Raw genomic sequence first — 17,457 nt, forward strand, 5'->3', positions numbered from 1 at the left:
ATTAACCTATTCGATGATGCAGAAAGGAATGTTAAAGTTGCAGGGATTATAAAAAATCTTTATCAGAGATTTGTCCGGAGCTCCAGCAAAAATGATTTGATCTTTTCCAGCGACTGGATCATTGCAAATTTGTCTTCTACCTTTTTATTTCTTTTCAGAAAATCTTTTGCTCCTTCGATAGTGAATTTGCGACGGCGGAGAAGATCATAGATCAGTACCAGGTTTTTTATGTCAACCGGGCGGAAGAATCGATCGCCTTTTCTGTTTTTACGCGGCTGAAGAATATCGAATTCTGTTTCCCAGTAGCGGATGAGTGATTGATTTTCGCGGAACATGGTGGCCACTTCACCGATTGAATAATACTGCTTCGAGAAAAGGATATCATCTTCAGGGATCTGGATCAGGTCGGCAGCAATGGCTGTTTCTTTTAGTGATTTTCTTCCGCGTGTTGAGCTGATCCGTTTAGGAAGAGGGGGTGTTTCAGCAATAATTTCCTCCTGCGTAACGGTATTTACCAGCGGTTCAGCCGGTTCCTGTTCTGTTTCAATGAAAGACACTTTGCTGACTGAAGCAACAACCGGATCTTCCTTTTTTTCGCGGGATTGCTCCTCTTCTTCATTAATTATTTCAATGATACGCGGAGGGACTGGCGCAATTCCACCGGCAACAATGGGTTGCGGTTCAGTCTGCATTTTTTCTTCCTGAATGGAATGTACGTCTTCGATTGTGTCGGGAGCGGGATCTTCGCCAGTTTCCAGGACAGGCGATTCCTCTTCTTCCTCATCGCTTAATTCAATGATGGCCGGAGGAGTTGGCGCCGTTGTGGCGTGAGCAGTTTCCTGCACGATCAACTTTTCTTCAGTTTGAACGGGGCCAGCTTCTTCAATTATTTCAGCGGGAGAATCGCCCGTTGCTTCAATTGCTGTTTGCAGTGTTTCTTCCTCTTCAACAATCTCAACAATACGCGGTGGAGTTGGCGCCGTATTGGACAACGTCACTTTCTCCACTGGAGCCGGGGCTTCTGCGGGTGCATCAAATAACGTTATTTGCTGAAGTTGTTTCTTCATACAGAGCCACGAAGTTACTTATGAATGCTATGCTCCGCAAAGGTTATACCAGTATGTGGAAAAAAGGCGTTTAGAGAGACTGCTTAGTCAAAGCTCTGGTTAGACGAAGCAGCCTGTTTCAGCAGGCGATCAAACTGTTCCGGAGAAAGATCATTATAGAAGAAGTATACCGGATCTATCTTATTACCGTTTTTGTGAACTTCATAGTGGCAGTGCGGCCCGGTTGATTTACCGGTACTTCCAACCCAGCCAATTACCTCACCTCTTTTAACGGCCTGACCGGAGCGCGATTTTACTTTTACCATGTGCCCGTAAAGTGTTTCATATCCATAGCCGTGTTTGATCACCACATAGTTTCCGTATCCATTACCGGTATTGCCAGCTACACTCACCGTCCCGTCGGCAGTGGCATAGATAGGTGTACCCTGTGGAGCGGCAAAGTCGAGACCTGCGTGCATCTTGATGGTCTTGTACACCGGGTCGATCCGGTATCCGAAGCCTGAAGCGATCCGGTTGAGGTCGGCATTACTTACAGGCTGGATGGCTGGTGTATGAGAGAGCAGGGCCTCTTTATTCTTTACGAGACCGTCGATCTCATTATACGATGCGTTCTGGGCTTTAATGCGGCTGTTGAGGTTAGCGATCGTATTGTTAATGGATGTCAGTAATTGGTTATTGCTCATGCTCATGATGGTGGCAAACTCTCTCTGATCCTCCAGTTCTTTTGCGCGCGCACTGTCAGGAATTGGATTTGCCTCAAAAATGGACCGGTAAACATTGTTGTCCCTTTTTTCCAGTTCCTTCATCTGCTGGCTCAGTGAAGAAAGCTGTTCATCCAACTCAGCATATTTATCCTTCAGACGTTCATTCTGGAGACGCAGGATCTTTTCATTGGGAGAGCCGACAAACTGGAAAGCGAAGTAAGAGATGAGGATGGCTGTAACCACAGCTGCGGCAACAAAGCCAAAGATCCGCAGCAGCTTTACGCGCAGCGGTACTTCCAGCTTCTCATAGCGAAGGGTATTGGTGTTATAGTAATATTTGATTTTCTTCATGTCAAGCAGCCTTTACCGGTTTTCCTGTGGGTATGCCGTTTGATTCTTTTAACTTTGTCTCCGCCCGCCGTAGCTTTAGCCAGGGCGGACCCGCCTTCGCTAAAGCTACGGCGGATTTTTTCCGGGGGCAAGCCCCGGAAAAACAAATATATACTGTAAATCAGTAAAAATCAACCCAATTATCATTCTCAAGATGTTGACCAGCGAAGAAATAAGAAAAGAGTTTCTAGACTTTTTCCGTTCCAAGGGCCACGAAATCGTGCCTTCAGCCCCGATCGTAGTAAAAAACGACCCCACCCTGATGTTCACAAACGCAGGGATGAACCAGTTCAAAGACTATTTTCTTGGAAATAAAAAAGCCCCCTATTCCCGCGCGGCTGACACCCAGAAATGCCTTCGCGTAAGCGGAAAACATAATGACCTGGAAGAGGTAGGTGTAGACACCTACCACCACACCATGTTCGAAATGCTTGGTAACTGGAGCTTCGGAGATTATTTCAAAAAAGACGCGATCGCCTGGAGCTGGGAGCTGCTGACCGACGTTTACAAACTCGACAAAGACCGGCTTTATGTGACCATCTTTGAGGGTGACGGGAAAGAAGGCCTTCCCAGAGATGAGGAAGCCTATAACGAATGGAAAAAAGTGATCGCTGAAGACCGTATTCTCCTGGGCTCAAAGAAGGATAATTTCTGGGAAATGGGTGATACCGGACCATGCGGACCCTGCACGGAGATCCATGTTGATTGTCGCCCGGATGAAGAAAGAAAACAGGTCGATGGGAAAACACTGGTGAATAATGACCATCCGCAGGTGATCGAGATTTGGAATAATGTATTCATCCAGTTTAACCGTATGAAGAACGGCAGCCTTGAATCACTGCCTGCCAGGCACGTTGACACAGGTATGGGCTTCGAACGTCTCGTTCGCGTAATACAAGCGAAGACCAGCAATTACGACACAGATATATTCTCCGGTACGATCCAGAAAGTAGAAGAGATCACGGGGAAAAAATATGATTACAGCGATAGCAAAGAAGCGGTAGCCTTCCGCGTGCTTGCTGATCATATCCGGGCGATCAGTTTCACTACCGCTGATGGCCAGCTTCCTTCCAACACCGGTGCAGGTTATGTGATCCGCAGGATCCTGCGAAGGGCTGTAAGGTATTATTATACTTACCTTGATTATAAGCAACCCCTGTTGCACCAGCTTGTATTGGGCCTGTCGCTCCAATTCAAATACGTATTCCCTGAGCTATATCAGCAAGCGGAGTTTGTAACAAGAGTGATAAGAGAAGAGGAGGAGTCATTCCTGCGCACACTGGAGAAAGGGTTGAAGAAAGTTGATGATATTCTCCAGACTTCATCACTTAAAAAGATCGACGGTAAGAATGCCTTCGAGCTGTACGACACTTACGGCTTCCCGATCGACCTTACAAGACTCATTGCGTCTGAAAATAATCTTTCCGTTGACGAAGACGCTTTCACCGCGGAAATGCAAAAGCAGAAGGACCGGTCGCGTGCCGCAACTGCTATTGATACGGAAGATTGGGTTGATATCAATAAGGCCGACCGCACTGTATTTGTTGGATATACAGAACTGCAAAGCGAAACTCAGGTGGTGAAGTACCGCAAGGTAAAATCAAAAGGGAAGGAACAATACCAGGTTGTACTTGAAACAACTCCTTTTTATGCGGAAAGCGGTGGCCAGGTTGGCGATACAGGAACGCTTGTGTTTGGCGAAGAAAAGGTTGCTGTGACGGATACAAAGAAAGAAAACGATCTGATCATTCAGTTCATTGACAAGCTGCCGTCAGATATATCGTTGCCGGTGATCGCTTCTGTTAATACCGCGAACCGGTTAAGCACAACCTATAATCATACAGCAACACACCTGATGCATGCCGCACTGCGCGAAGTATTAGGCACGCACGTTACGCAGAAGGGTTCACTCGTTTCCCCGGAAGTATTGCGTTTCGACTTCTCTCATTTTTCTAAAATGACAGATGAGGAGATCCGCAGGGTGGAAATGATCGTGAATGAAAAGATCAGGGAAAATATTCCTGTTGTTATAAGGGAGTTGCCGAAAGAAGAAGCATTGAAGCTTGGCGCAATGGCACTGTTTGGAGAAAAATACGGAGACACCGTTCGGGTGGTGATCGCAGATCCATCGTACTCTATAGAGCTTTGTGGTGGCACCCACGTTGGCGCAACGGGGCAGATCGGATTGTTTACCATCACCGCTGAATCAGCGGTGGCGGCCGGCGTGCGACGCATTGAAGCGTTGACTGGTGCGGGAGCGATCCGTTATGTAAACGATAAACTGGGCCAGATCAAACAGGCCGGCGAATTATTGAAAGTAAAAGAACCTATCAAGGCCATCGAGAAATTGATGGAAGATAAAGTTGCACTGGAAAAAAAGATCGAGCGGCTGGAAGCACGTCAGCTCGTTGGTATCCGGAATGAGTTGCTGAAGAAAGATGAGATCGTTAATGGTGTCACCTTTATCGGCGACATCATCGAAGTGGATAATGCAGACGCGCTGAAAAAGCTCTGTGTCGACCTCAAAACTAACCTTAACGATTATCTTGTCGTGTTGGCTGCAAATATTGGAGGTAAACCATTCGTGGCGATCGGGATGTCTGAAACAGTGGCTGCAGCGAAGGATCTTGATGCTGCAAAGATCATTAAAGAACATATCGCGCCATTGATCAAAGGTGGTGGTGGTGGTCAAAAGTTACTGGCAACTGCAGGTGGTCAGGACGCCGCTAAACTGGGAGAGGTGGTCGTGTCGGTAAAGAAATTACTGGAAGCTTAATAACGAATAGCCTTGGGGTCTTTTTTCGGGTATGCTCTTCTGATCTCAAAATAAATGCTGATGGCATATGCAATCACGAAAGCACAAAGCACAATGGCGCCTACTGCAAATACTTTATACATGGGTGAACAGTTCGTTTAGATGGTTGGTGGCAGGCTCAAAAATGAGAAATTATTTGATCATTTTCCCCGAAAACTACTTAGTAAAACTACCTGGGAAATTCCCCTTTCAATTCTCCTCTGCTAGACTTTGAGCAGCGATCATTTCTAGTAACATATTGAAAATTAAGCCGGTACCAACCGGCTTTTTTCTATTCTAAACCCTGCCCGTATCAAATCATAGCAAAAATGTACCAAGGTGCACCGGATGGGCAGGATATTTACGATCTTTCCGCAAACCGTTGCGTAAATCAGGTTGAGCACAAATCAATCATTTAACATTTCCGAAACGTTTCGTATTTCATGAAATGTCTTTATATTTGATCTACGAAAAGCAACGTAGATAATCTCACTAAACTAAAAAGTATGAAACAGGTCATTCAGAGAATTTCTTTCACCTTATTAATGTCCGCTGCTATTTTGCCAGCTTCGCTGCTTGCACAGTCGGACAAGAACAAAGATTCAAAAGACGCGGAGCAGATCATTATCACGCTTAAGGGAGACACCAAAGAAACATTGGTCCTTGAGCTGAAAGGTGACAAGCTTACAGTTAACGGAAAAGATGTTAAAGACCTGGATGGCGACGTTTCGGTTCAGCGTAATAAGATCAAGGATGTGAAATCTCTGGCGATCACAAGAGGCGGTGGTAATCGCTATTCATATAATTATAACAACGACAATTTCAACTCCCTTGCGTTTGATGACAACCGCGCAATGCTGGGTGTTACATCTGAAAAAGTGGACAATGGTGCGGAAGTACGGGAAGTAACAACGGGAAGCGCTGCTGAAAAGATTGGATTGAAAAAAGGAGACGTGATCACTAAGATCGATGATAAAAAGATCGACTCTCCGGATGATCTGTCTGCTGCTGTCAGAAAACACAAAGCAGGAGAGAAAGTAACGGTTACTTATCTGCGGGACAAAAAAGAACAGAAAGGCGTAGCCGAGCTTACAAAATGGAAAGGCGTTACGGTGTATGGTAATAGCCCGGAAAATTTCCAGTTTGATCTTGGTGACCTTGGTGATCTGAGTAAGATTACTCCACGAATCAACAATAATTTCGGGCAGAACTGGAGCTGGTCCGGTGGCAATGGCCAGAAACTTGGCCTCTCCGTACAGGATTCAGAAGACGGAAAAGGCGTGAAAGTGATTAATCTCGATGATGAAGGAAGTGCTGCGAAGAGCGGTCTGAAAGAAGACGATGTGATCACAGAAATAGACGGAAAAGCGGTAAACAGTGCTGACGAAGTTGCTAAAATCGTTCGCGAAAGCCGTGAAAAGATCAGTATCAACGTAAAACTGCTGCGTGACGGGAAGGCCCAGTCCTTAGACGTGAAGATCCCGCGTAAGCTGAAAACAGCGAATCTTTAATTCTCTATTGCATTTATAGTTTAGTAAAACCCTGTACGAAAGTACGGGGTTTGTTTTTTCCTCACAGCACCCGTCAAAATGGTTTATTTTTGCCCTTCTTATCATGACGGATCAATCAACATACGAAATCGTTATCGGGCTGGAAGTGCACGCGCAGCTTCTCACCCTCAGCAAATTATTCTGTGGCGACAGTATCGCTTATGGAGCGTCCCCCAACACCCAGGTCAGCCCGATCACTCTCGGGCATCCGGGAACTCTCCCCAAGATGAACAAAAAAGCGATCGAACATGCTATTCGCATGGGCCTGGCCTGCCACTGTGAAATAGAACGGGAAAACTACTTCGCACGCAAAAATTATTTCTACCCGGATCTTCCAAAAGGGTACCAGATCTCTCAACACACGACGCCGATCTGTAAAGGCGGATATGTTGAGATCAAATCAGGCACAGAACGCAGACAGATCAGGCTGAACCGGATCCATCTGGAAGAAGATGCAGGTAAAAGTTTGCATGATGTGGATGAGCTGAATACCTGCCTCGACTATAACCGTGCGGGCACACCACTGATCGAGATCGTTAGCGAGCCGGATCTCCGCAGCGCGGAAGAAACGGTTGCCTATCTTACTGAACTCCGCAAACTTGTCCGCTATCTCGATGTTTGTGACGGAAACATGGAAGAGGGCAGCCTTCGTTGTGATGTAAATATCTCTGTAAGAAAAAAAGGAGACACACGGCTCGGAACCAAAGTGGAAGTGAAGAACCTTAACTCTATCCGCAATGCAAAACGCGCGGTAGAAGCTGAGGCGGCGAGACTCATTGGGCTTATCGAGAATGGAGAACCGGTTCAACAACAAACCAGAAGTTTTGATGCAGATAAGGGTACGACCTTCGCCATCCGTGATAAGGAAGATGCGGATGACTATCGTTACTTCGCGGACCCAGACCTTACTCCTTTTCAGCTCGAAGAATCTTTTATTGAAGAGATAAGATCTGCATTGCCTGTACTACAGGAAGATCGTGTAAAGAAATACACAACGGAGCTCAACCTTCCCGAGTATGATGCGCGGGTGCTGACAGACGAAAAAGAGCTTGCTGAATATTACGAGGCAACCATTGTGCATACCACCCTTTATAAAGCTGCGGCAAACTGGATGCTTGGTCCTGTAAAATCATGGATGAATGAACATAACAGGTCCATCGCTGAATTTCCAATTCAGCCTGCGCAACTGGCCACACTCATACAGTTGACCGACGAAGGAAAACTCAGCTTCTCTGTTGCTTCCACAAAATTATTCTCTTACCTGCTGGCGAATCCAACGGTTGAGCCATTAAAAGCCGCGGAACAACAAAATCTCCTGCAACAATCCAATGCCGGTTCATTAGAGCCCATCATTGACGAAGTGTTGCTGAAATTCAAAGACAAAGTTGCCGAATATAAAAAAGGCAAAAAAGGTGTGCTATCGCTTTTTGTAGGAGAAGTAATGAAGCGTTCGAAGGGAAAGGCTGATCCAAAAGTGACCAATGAAATTATTTTAGAGAAACTCAAAAACTAAAAGCTGTATTCCTGTATTATACAGGAGTGCTCTAAAAAATTGAATCGTTTATGCAAAGATTGATCATTACCATTCTTGCCGGTGTTTTACTGGTTGCGTGTGAGAACAAATCCGGCTCGAAGTATTTTGAGGTGTCGGGAATTATCGCCAACTCCAATGCTAAATATATTTATCTGGAAAAAGCTCCTGCTAATTCGAGGGTTCCATCTGTAGAAGACTCTGTTAAGCTTGAGCCGGGTGGAAAGTTTGTGCTGATCGCAAAGCCGGACGAAGCGGCTGTTTTTAATCTGCGGCTTGATCAGAACATGTACCCTGTAGCCTCTGTGATCAATGATACTGATAAAGTAAAACTGACCATTCAGCTGAATAAAGAAAACCAGCAATTCGCAGATAAATACGAAGTGCAGGGGTCCCCGGCAAGCCAGGAGATGAAAGAGTTCATGTATGCGTTCGGCAACAGTCTTCAGGGCATTTATGGTTATTTGCGTCAGGCCGAAACACTGCGTAAAGAGGGTGCAGCGGATAGTGTGCTCTTTCCTATCATGACGAAGAAACGGGAACTGGCCGAACAAGTAAAGCAGCTTACTCTTGCTTCTCTGGCTAAGGTATCAAACCCCGCACTTGCAATATTTGAATTGGGTTACTATCAAACTGCTGCGAATGAAGGGAGTTTTGGACTGGAACCATTATCAAATGAAACGGTAAGTGAACTTATTGCTTCCGCTGCGAAGAAATTTCCCGGACATTCAGGTGTTGCAGATGTCAAAAAGACTTTAGATGAACAGGCGCAACGTGCGCAGGCCGCCAGCTGGATCGGCAAAGAGGCGCCGGATTTTGAATTGCCGGACGTGAATGGAACTCCGGTAAAATTGAGTTCTTTCCGTGGAAAATATGTGCTGGTAGATTTTTGGGCAAGCTGGTGTGGTCCATGCCGTGCTGAAAACCCTGCAGTGGTACAAGCGTTCAATAAATTCAAAGGCAGAAATTTTACCGTGCTGGGTGTGTCTCTTGACCGTCCCGGGCAAAAAGAGAACTGGTTGCAGGCGATCAAAGACGACAAACTTAACTGGACGCAGGTGAGTGATCTTCAGTTCTGGAGTAGTGCGGTGGTCGGCCTTTATCATTTTGACGGCATCCCGTTCAACATACTGGTAGATCCGCAGGGAAGGGTTGTGGCGGAAGGATTGAGAGGAAGTATGCTGGAAGCAAAGTTATCGGAAGTATTATGATCTCAGCTTAGACGAAAGCAAAAGAAAAAGGAAGCATTGGTTAAAATGCTTCCTTTTTCTTTTGCGAGAGATTCTCTTATCTGGCCATTGTCATTTCCCATCTGGCCATAAGACCGGCAGATGTAAAGAGATCAATGTAGATCGTAAAGGTTGGAGTACAGTATGTAAAGAAACTGGTTGTTCCTGGCGTCGTTCTTACAGAAATAGGTAAACCTGTTGAGGTTTGTACAAATCCTGTAGCCTGTGGATCGATCGTAACACTAAATGAACCCGGCGTGGAATAGTCAAATTTTGCCAGCGCTTCGATGCCGCTATCATAAAGATTGGTAATAGTTGCAGTCGACGATGTAGTATTTACTCGCGTTACTCCAGTAATGGTAGATGTGTATGGTCCGTAGCTTCCATCCTCATATGTCTGGGTATAGTTTCCTGACATATTTGCAAACACAACGTCAGATTCCAGACACTGTGCGATGTTAAGCGTAAACCTACTGTTCAGCGTAGGTGAAGCATCAGCAGCGTCTGCAAACGCAAAACGAACTGTATCCCTTCTTCCGCTGGAGTATTGACTAAAGGCACCGGTTACAACGATCGTGTCTGTGATCTTGCCAGGAGCAAAATTCAGGGTCTTCGTATATGTGTAATGTGTTCCCTCAACCGCTCCTGTGGTAGATGTCGCAACAATATTTACTGTCCGTGTTTTGCCACTTGTTAACGGCTGCGTCAGGCCGACAGGAATTTTATAAATAGTTGTCGGTGTAAGAATGCTGTAGTTAGCTGAAGAAGCTGCCGGGAGGAATAGAGCATATTCTCCTGGGTTGAGGGTTTCCGCATTTTCATCTTTCATACAGCCGGACATTGCTGTGATCAGCAACAGCATAAAGCTGAAGGCCAAAGAAATTTTTTTAATTGAAGTTATCATTTGATACCTTTTTTAAGTAGTTAAATTAGTTCGTTGCGCTGCGGGCATTAGTAGCCCGGGTTCTGTTGAATGTTATCATTCACAGATCTTTCATCGAAAGGAATTGGGAGAGCCCATTCTCTTGCGTTAGATGCCAGCGTACAAACTGCCGGAGAAATGCTTGGGTTTCCGCAACCGCCAGCACGGACAATTGTTCTTGTGGTTCTTTTGAGATCGAAGAAACGATGTCCTTCTCCGAAGAGTTCTCTTCTTCTTTCATTTGCGATCGCAGTCAGTAGTGCAGCGCCGGTCAGGTTCTCATTAGTATAGTTGGTGATCCTTGCAGCACGCAGTACATTCAGATCATTCATGGCAGCAGTTTCCTGTGCGGGACTTGTTCTTGCACGTGCTTCAGCACGGATCAGGTACATTTCACCGGTGCGGAATACAGGGAAGTTTGCATTACCATCGGTCAGTCCGGCTTTACCACGATATTTTCTCATAACGAGACGCGGACCGTTTGCCACAGCAATTGTTGCGAAATAAGCCGTGTAACGGACATCATCATTCCGGATCAGACCGGTAGTACCATCCATTGTAGCAATTTCTGCAGCAGGAGCATATGCGCTTCTGTTGTTCTGAGAGAAGTAGACGCCGCCGCCGGGGCCACCCTGACCCGCATCAAACTGTGCGTTCCAGATGATCTCACCAGCATTCTGTTCATTATACATACCGGCAAAACTGGCGGCTGGAGCAAGCGGGCGTGCAGTGATCACATCTGACGCTGCAGTAATTGCTTCTGTGTACATTCCTGCATACAGATACACACGCGCCTGGATGGCTTTTGCGCCCGCCAGGTCAATATTAGGACGCTTGATTGTTGAAGGGTTGATCGTGGCATCGACATTTCCCAACAGCCCTACCGCGGCAGTGAGATCCGCAATTACCCTGTCATAGAAATCTTTATTATTCAAACGGGCCGGTTTTACACTGGGAGATACGAGAAACTCCGTCATGTAAGGCACCGCAAGAATTGTAGTGCTGTTTCGGTCATATGAAGTTGCAAAAAAACGGAACAGGTCAAAATGGGCATGTGCTCTGATCGCAAGTGCCTGACCTTTTATGCGGTTAGCTCTTCTCTGATTGTCGGTAGTGGTGAACTTATCGATATCACGCAATACGATATTCGCGTTGGTGATGACCGCATAAGGTGCAGCCCAGATACCTCTGACAAGTGCATCGTCTTCTGCATAGATCCAGTCGGTCAGAGATTTATAGTTTGCAAGAGACTCATTCGTCTCCAGCAGGTTGTCACTCATCATGTCGGGCATCAGTGAGAAACCTGAACCATTTCCATCTCCGTAGTAACTACCGCTTCTGAAGCGTGAATAGGCAGCGGTGAGTACTTCTTCAACCTGATCGATACTTGAAGGGTTTTCCAGTGCTTCCAGAGAGAATTCCGGTTTAAGGTCAACCAGGTCGCTTTTCGAACAACCTGTTGCAAGTGTTGCAGCCAGGACCGTTGCAGCGAAAATATGTTTAAAAACTTTTTTCATATATATTCAGTAATAATATTAGTAATTAGAAACCAAGAGACACACCTACAGTTGTTTGAACAAGTGCAGGATACTGCGCACCTACTAACACAGGAGAGCTGCTTTCAGGATCAAAGCTTCTGAAGTTGGTTTTAGTCCACCAGTTCTGGCCCTGAACAAATATCCTTGCAGATCTGATCTTCAGTTTTGTCAACACATTTGTTGGTACAGTATAACCCAGTGTTACGTTCCGGAGACGCCAGAAGCTGCCATCTTCGAGGAAACGGGTTGTGTTAGACTGGAATGCATTACCTCCGGCTGAAGTTGGCCTTGGAATGTTGGTAACATCTCCGGGCTTCTGCCATTCGTTCAACAATTCAATTGACATGTTGTCAAACAGGTAAGAAGGGTTTGCGAGGTTGATCATATCGTTGTTGAACACGTCCCTGTTCAGGAAGAAGTTCACCTGTGCGCTCAGATCAAATCCTTTGTACATAACAGTGGTAGACAAACCGCCAAACCATGGGGCGTCACTTGTTCCGAATGTTCTCAGGTCAGCAGTTGAATAAGTCTGCGTCAGTGTACCTGCCTGTGTGAGGTATAGCGCATTACCGTTTGCAGCATTCACCCCAGCGTAAGGAACCAGGTAGAATGTATTGATCGGCTTGCCAACCGCGAGGATCGTTGTACCATTGATGATAGAATCATCAGGCACTGATACAACTCTGTTACGATTGTAAGTAATGTTACCTTCAACAGTCCAGCGGAAATCAGCCGTTCTGATGATATCTCCTCTGAGGGACAGCTCGATACCCTTATTGCTCAGCGTACCGCTGTTACCAGGTATTGTTGCGAATCCGGTGGTCTGGGACACAGGCTGATTGAAGTACAGGTTATTTGTTCTTCTGTCATATGCTTCGATCGTACCAGACAGGCGACGCTTAAAGAAAGCAAAGTCAACACCAAGGTTTATAGTCCGGTTAACTTCCCAGCGGTAGTTCAGGTTTCCTGGTTGAGTAAGGCTCCAACCATTCGCGCCATTGTAGCTGATACGGCCGAACTGAGGAAGGTGGCCATAGTCACCCGCAGCACTTATATAATTACCTGTTGTACCGTATGAAGCTCTTAAACGCAGGTCGTCAAGTTTGCCTGCATTTTCGAGGAAACCTTCGTCGCTAACTACCCAGGTAGCACCCACTGATCCGAAATTCTGGAACCTGTTATCAACACCCAGTCTTGAAGAACCATCACGACGGCCAACTAAAGTCAGGTAATATTTACTTTTAAAGCCATAGTTCAACAGGGCGAAGTAAGATTGAAGACCGTTCTGCGTACCGCTTCCAGAAACCTGCGGGATATAACCGTTGGTAGCATTACCGGCAGTGATACCTGTTTCATTTGTAAAGCCGTTTGTAAGACCATAACCGGTAAAGCCCATTGCCCGGAAATCCGTTTTCACTGCTTCCATGAAAATACCTCCATCGATCTCATGATCACCAAATGTCTGTTTGTAGTTAAGTGAAGTAGTTCCTGTGTAACGGAACTGGCGGTTTGCAGAACGAGCAAGACTACCATTCCCACCAGCAGCCTGTGCTCCTGTGTAGGTGGTCCTGTCATAATAGACAGATCCTTCATTCTGGGCAAAATCACCTCCCCAGTTGGTACGCGCATATAAACCTTTCAGGAAAGGGAAATGGAATTCGAGATATGCGGAGCCTACGCCTTTGAACTGGAGAGTTTGTCTTTGGTTAACAAAGAGCTCCATTGCAGCGTTTGGCTGACCTGATGTAAGAACACCTACGCCACCAAGTTGCTGGTAGTCGCCGGTATTTGGATCGATCGCGCGTTCATATGGATTTGACCAACGGATCGCATTCAGTGGAGAACCGATATAGGCAGTTGCTTCATCAGTACCTCTGATCTTTGAGTAACCCACCTGCATGCTCACACCGAAGCGCCAGTTCTTGATCGTATTGTCCACATTCACACGGGCAGTATAACGTTTCAAACCTGTTTGCTGAACGATACCTTCCTGGTCGAGATAAGAAAGAGAAGCGTAGAATCTGCTGTTTGCAGTACCACCACTTGCGCTCAGCTGATGCTGTTGTGTAACACCTGTCTGGAACAAGGCATCTCTCCAGTTGAAGTTTACGTTACGCAAGCTGTCTGCTTCAGCAGCAGACCAACCGTAAGGGTTACCACGGCGCAACTCATAGTCGATCTTTTGTGCGCTGTTCATAACGATCAGCCTGTCATCAGGCAATTGGCTGTAACCAAGTTGCATGTCATAATTCAGGTTAAGCTGACCAGCGCGGCCACGGCGTGTCGTGATAACGATCACACCATTTGCTCCACGCGAACCGTACATCGCAGTACCGACCGCATCTTTCAGGATCTCGATCCTGTCAAAGTCTCCCTGGTTCATGCTGGCGAAATCGGCAGCCGAGATCTCGATACCGTCCATGATATACAATGGAACGTTACCTCCACTGATCGAACCATTACCACGAACACGGACAACCGCATTCGCACCAGGCTGACCACTATTCGCAACTACAGATACACCGGAAGCTTTACCCTGTAAGGCCTGGTCGAAAGATCCGAAAGGCTGCTTACGGACGTCTTCTGCAGTTACAGAGACGGTTGCGCCGGAGAATTTCTTTTTTTGTGTAGTAGTGTAACCCGTTACGATCACATTTTCAAGATCAGTAGCAGCAGCCCTGAGCGATGCATTGACCTCTGTTTTTGTCCCGATGTCTACTGAAGTTGGTTCAAAACCGACACTTGAGAAAAGCAGTGCGGTTGCTGAAGCCGGAACGGCTAATGAGTAGGAGCCATCTGTACCTGTTGTAGCCCCAACACTTGTTCCTCTGACGACGACAGATGCATTGGGCAGGGGATTGCCCTTATCATCTCTCACAGTTCCTCTGATTGTTTTTTGCGCCAATACCTGACCTGCAAAAAGCAGAACGGCTATTAGCCCTAGCAACAGTTTTCTCATTTGCGTATTTAGTTTTTAAAAAATAAAAAAAGTGTACACACTTCCTATAAAAAGGTTCTCAAAATAGAGAAACCCTTCTATAAATGATTTTGGTAGAAAAAATCTAATAATGATGTGAACGGTCCCAGAGCTGACAATACCTTAGACAAAAAAGGATATCAAATTGCTGCATCGTGTTTAATCGCTAGAAAACAAAAAAATACAAATTAAAAAACTGTTAATATGTATTTGTAGTTCTTGTTCACGGATGCTCGCCTTACTGCAACGTTAGAAAATATTCGAAAACATTAATGAGGTCCGCTTCCGTTTTGAAACGGAACTTCTTCTCCTCAATGTAAGTTGCGACCTGTTGTTGCTTACTGCCAAACAGGGCAGCAACAGCATTTTTATTCTGCTCCACTTTCTGTAGAGCCTGGCCTGTAAAAACAGCGAAAAAGCTTTCCCGCTTTTTATAAGTTCGGGTGATCCCACTTTCGCCATAGCCGCGTGTTTCTGTGTAAGTGATGGAGATCTGCTTCAGCAGTTTCAGCTTTTCATTGTTGACCAGCACCTGGTATACAGGAGTTCGTGTTACGTTGATAGAGGCACCCTGGCCGTCCAGGAAGATCTCCTGGGATCCGGGCTTCATGATCTTCATGCTCTTTACGGGAGTAGAAACAGCCATTTCATTGCCTGCGTCATCAGTAAACAGGATCTGATTATCGGCAAGGTTCAACCGGGCTTTTACATTATTGTAAACCTTGTTATTCTGAAAGATGATCTCTGAGGGGTAATATTCTTCAAATAAGAAGGGGCTTCCATCGGAAATGTAGTTTCCAGCGGTAGTTATCAAGGGGCGTCCATTGGCATCGGTGACGAATGGTGTGTTTTGTTGTGCGCAAACAATACCACTATAGCCAATCAGACAGAGAACGGTGATTTTTTTAAGCATAGGTTGAATATTTCGAAAAATTGGCGATGTGTAATGTAAAGAATTTTTCTATTGAAATGTTAAAATCTGTTTAAAAAATTGATTGATAGCGATTTATGGGATACATGTTTCTTCCTTCTGCGCCCAGATGGTCCATCGCCGCACAGGATTTTAATTCCAAAAGGATATGGATGGGTATCAAAAAAGCCCGCGATTGCGGGCTTTCAGGTATTTTCGGGAATACCTGGTCATCAAACTTTCCCGAAAATTTGAACACCTCGATTAGCGCTTCTTCGCTTTTGCATCTCAGCTTTTTTGCTGATGAATAATGCCACTGCTGATGACTGCGGACCAAATAGTGTAGCCACTCCACTTTTTTTATTTTCTTCAGCTTTTTATTGCCTGGGGTTACCGCCGCGAAATATATCTCAGTGTGTTTGAATCCTGATGGTGTTTGCCTCAATATAAGGCTTCACATTAATATACGTGACGAGAAGCTGTTTAACAGGGTATCAGAACTATCTCTTACTACAATTTCATATACGAAAGCTCCGGGAGCGTTCAGTGCCTGGCCAAACCCTCCCAGTGTACGCTCCTGCCTGATCTTAACGTCACCCGTTCCGACGTGGTGAAAACGGACCCGTCCTAGAATAGCTATACAGGTCAATCACCAATCCTGCCAGTAATTGTACAGTCTTACATGGACATGAAGATGCATTCGCATTTATTACGTTTGAATTTTACCTGACATTCATCCTTATATTTTGTCATCATTTATCTCATTTTCTTTCTTTTTAGAATCACAGCAAATACAAAAAAAATGCACCGCCCTTCTCAGGACTGCCCTCCTCCACCAGTCCTGAAAATGACGGTGACTAAGAAATTTCTCTGCTGTAATATCGCATCAGGGAATAGGTGAATGCAAGGGGAAAACACAAAGTCTATCGTGAAATAACGGCAGACTTAAGTTGAAAAAGCAGGTTTTTGTTGCAGAATGCACCCGGTCAGTTATTCATTGCCGTTCAGCAAACTTGTAGGTAGGAATCTAATAGAACGGATAAGAAAATGGAGGCTCTCCCGGGAAGGATGCCTCCATTGAAAAAATAATTTTTATGGTTGTTTGAAGGAAAGACAGATTTTCTTGTCCCGGTAAAACGATCAAAGTGAATTGTAATACTGAACTGCTTCAGCAATATCTTTCTCTTTCTTCAGATTTAGTTTTCTCTCTTTAATATAGGCTTCAACTTTTTCTTTATGATCTTTTGTGTAAGACAATAGTTCGTCTTTACCTGCTTTGAACAGTGTGACTGTTTCGCCTTGTTTTACAAAAAGGCGGGAAGAATTATTGAATGCTTTGATCACTCCACGGTTCACTTCGTTTACATCTGATACAAGCTTGATATCGGACTTGTACAGACTGATCTTTCCTTCTGCCAATACCTGTACATACTGGTTAGGTTGTAAGCTTGGTCCGCTGATCCCTTTTTTAAAATACATGTAAGAGGAGCTATCGCCTTCTCTGGGCATCAGTACGAAACTTTTGATCGGCGTTTGAAACTCAAATGGCTCATCATTTCTTTTAAAGAACAGAACATTATTATAGGCGTCGAGTTTCAATTCGAGCGACTTGTAGGTGCCTTCAGCAGCAGTTGCTGTGCCTTTGGTCCATTTATCGGAAAGGAATGGAGTTCCCTTCATTTCTGAGTAAAGTCCTGCGTTATATGTTTTGTTTGAAACCGGATCATTAAGGACCATGTCTTGAGAGCGGGAGGCGGTGCCTGCCAGGACGAATAATGCGATCAGCAATTTGTGTTTCATGGAAAAAATATTAGTGATCAATATACAAATAAAGTTCCGAAAAAG

Annotated in this window: 12 protein-coding genes; 4 read left to right on the plus strand and 8 right to left on the minus strand. The window is 45.4% G+C overall.

From position 1 onward, the window contains the following. Window positions 1–62: 62 nt before the first annotated feature. Both LZZ85_RS09195 and LZZ85_RS09200 read right to left on the minus strand, forming a co-directional pair. Window positions 63–1,067, minus strand: coding sequence for a MerR family transcriptional regulator (locus LZZ85_RS09195; protein WP_237870890.1), 1,005 nt, complete (start codon window positions 1,065–1,067; stop codon window positions 63–65). An 83-nt stretch (window positions 1,068–1,150) separates the two neighbouring features. Then, entirely contained in the window at window positions 1,151–2,122 is a 972-nt protein-coding gene (locus LZZ85_RS09200) for a M23 family metallopeptidase (protein ID WP_237870892.1), read from the minus strand. A 193-nt stretch (window positions 2,123–2,315) separates the two neighbouring features. Between LZZ85_RS09200 and alaS the strand changes: the two genes are divergently transcribed. Then, the gene (gene alaS / locus LZZ85_RS09205; RefSeq protein WP_237870894.1) at window positions 2,316–4,937 is read left to right on the plus strand and encodes an alanine--tRNA ligase; all 2,622 of its coding nucleotides are present in this window, start codon (window positions 2,316–2,318) and stop codon (window positions 4,935–4,937) included. On the opposite strand, the gene LZZ85_RS28410 is transcribed toward alaS, so the two are convergent. Further along, complete coding sequence (locus LZZ85_RS28410) at window positions 4,934–5,059, minus strand: hypothetical protein (protein WP_255724035.1); 126 nt, start codon at window positions 5,057–5,059, stop codon at window positions 4,934–4,936. The genes alaS and LZZ85_RS28410 overlap by 4 nt on opposite strands. Before the next feature lie 402 nt (window positions 5,060–5,461). Here LZZ85_RS28410 and LZZ85_RS09210 point away from each other — a divergent pair, with 402 nt between their 5' ends. From LZZ85_RS09210 to LZZ85_RS09220, 3 genes are all read left to right on the plus strand, one after another. Then, on the plus strand, window positions 5,462–6,466 hold the full coding sequence (locus LZZ85_RS09210) for a PDZ domain-containing protein (RefSeq protein ID WP_237870896.1): 1,005 nt from the start codon (window positions 5,462–5,464) through the stop codon (window positions 6,464–6,466). A gap of 103 nt (window positions 6,467–6,569) precedes the next feature. Then, the gene (gatB, locus tag LZZ85_RS09215; protein WP_237870898.1) at window positions 6,570–8,018 is read left to right on the plus strand and encodes an Asp-tRNA(Asn)/Glu-tRNA(Gln) amidotransferase subunit GatB; all 1,449 of its coding nucleotides are present in this window, start codon (window positions 6,570–6,572) and stop codon (window positions 8,016–8,018) included. A 50-nt stretch (window positions 8,019–8,068) separates the two neighbouring features. Next, window positions 8,069–9,247, plus strand: coding sequence for a TlpA disulfide reductase family protein (locus LZZ85_RS09220; RefSeq protein ID WP_237870900.1), 1,179 nt, complete (start codon window positions 8,069–8,071; stop codon window positions 9,245–9,247). Between the two features lie 76 nt (window positions 9,248–9,323). Here LZZ85_RS09220 and LZZ85_RS09225 read toward each other — a convergent pair whose 3' ends face one another. The 5 genes from LZZ85_RS09225 to LZZ85_RS09245 form a co-directional block, all read right to left on the minus strand. After that, entirely contained in the window at window positions 9,324–10,169 is an 846-nt protein-coding gene (locus tag LZZ85_RS09225) for a hypothetical protein (RefSeq protein WP_237870902.1), read from the minus strand. A 47-nt stretch (window positions 10,170–10,216) separates the two neighbouring features. Beyond that, window positions 10,217–11,704, minus strand: coding sequence for a RagB/SusD family nutrient uptake outer membrane protein (locus LZZ85_RS09230; RefSeq protein ID WP_237870904.1), 1,488 nt, complete (start codon window positions 11,702–11,704; stop codon window positions 10,217–10,219). A 25-nt stretch (window positions 11,705–11,729) separates the two neighbouring features. Beyond that, the gene (locus LZZ85_RS09235; protein ID WP_237870906.1) at window positions 11,730–14,684 is read right to left on the minus strand and encodes a SusC/RagA family TonB-linked outer membrane protein; all 2,955 of its coding nucleotides are present in this window, start codon (window positions 14,682–14,684) and stop codon (window positions 11,730–11,732) included. 256 nt (window positions 14,685–14,940) lie between these two features. Next, window positions 14,941–15,615 (minus strand): hypothetical protein, encoded by a 675-nt coding sequence (locus LZZ85_RS09240; protein WP_237870908.1) that lies wholly within the window; start codon window positions 15,613–15,615, stop codon window positions 14,941–14,943. A gap of 1,137 nt (window positions 15,616–16,752) precedes the next feature. Further along, window positions 16,753–17,412: a hypothetical protein gene (locus LZZ85_RS09245; RefSeq protein ID WP_237870910.1), complete on the minus strand. Its 660-nt coding sequence runs from the start codon at window positions 17,410–17,412 to the stop codon at window positions 16,753–16,755. Window positions 17,413–17,457 lie beyond the last annotated feature (45 nt).

The organism is Terrimonas ginsenosidimutans, assembly GCF_022012415.1.
Taxonomy (GTDB): Bacteria; Bacteroidota; Bacteroidia; order Chitinophagales; family Chitinophagaceae; genus Terrimonas_A; species Terrimonas_A ginsenosidimutans.

Bases quoted from the DNA above. Each gene is read 5' to 3' on its own strand.
- LZZ85_RS09195 (WP_237870890.1), bottom strand. From the start codon at position 1,067: ATGAAGAAACAACTTCAGCAAATAACGTTATTTGATGCACCCGCAGAA.
- LZZ85_RS09230 (WP_237870904.1), bottom strand. From the start codon at position 11,704: ATGAAAAAAGTTTTTAAACATATTTTCGCTGCAACGGTCCTGGCTGCA.
- gatB (WP_237870898.1), top strand. From the start codon at position 6,570: ATGACGGATCAATCAACATACGAAATCGTTATCGGGCTGGAAGTGCAC.
- LZZ85_RS09235 (WP_237870906.1), bottom strand. From the start codon at position 14,684: ATGAGAAAACTGTTGCTAGGGCTAATAGCCGTTCTGCTTTTTGCAGGT.
- alaS (WP_237870894.1), top strand. From the start codon at position 2,316: ATGTTGACCAGCGAAGAAATAAGAAAAGAGTTTCTAGACTTTTTCCGT.
- LZZ85_RS09220 (WP_237870900.1), top strand. From the start codon at position 8,069: ATGCAAAGATTGATCATTACCATTCTTGCCGGTGTTTTACTGGTTGCG.
- LZZ85_RS09210 (WP_237870896.1), top strand. From the start codon at position 5,462: ATGAAACAGGTCATTCAGAGAATTTCTTTCACCTTATTAATGTCCGCT.
- LZZ85_RS09245 (WP_237870910.1), bottom strand. From the start codon at position 17,412: ATGAAACACAAATTGCTGATCGCATTATTCGTCCTGGCAGGCACCGCC.
- LZZ85_RS09225 (WP_237870902.1), bottom strand. From the start codon at position 10,169: ATGATAACTTCAATTAAAAAAATTTCTTTGGCCTTCAGCTTTATGCTG.
- LZZ85_RS09200 (WP_237870892.1), bottom strand. From the start codon at position 2,122: ATGAAGAAAATCAAATATTACTATAACACCAATACCCTTCGCTATGAG.
- LZZ85_RS28410 (WP_255724035.1), bottom strand. From the start codon at position 5,059: ATGTATAAAGTATTTGCAGTAGGCGCCATTGTGCTTTGTGCTTTCGTG.
- LZZ85_RS09240 (WP_237870908.1), bottom strand. From the start codon at position 15,615: ATGCTTAAAAAAATCACCGTTCTCTGTCTGATTGGCTATAGTGGTATT.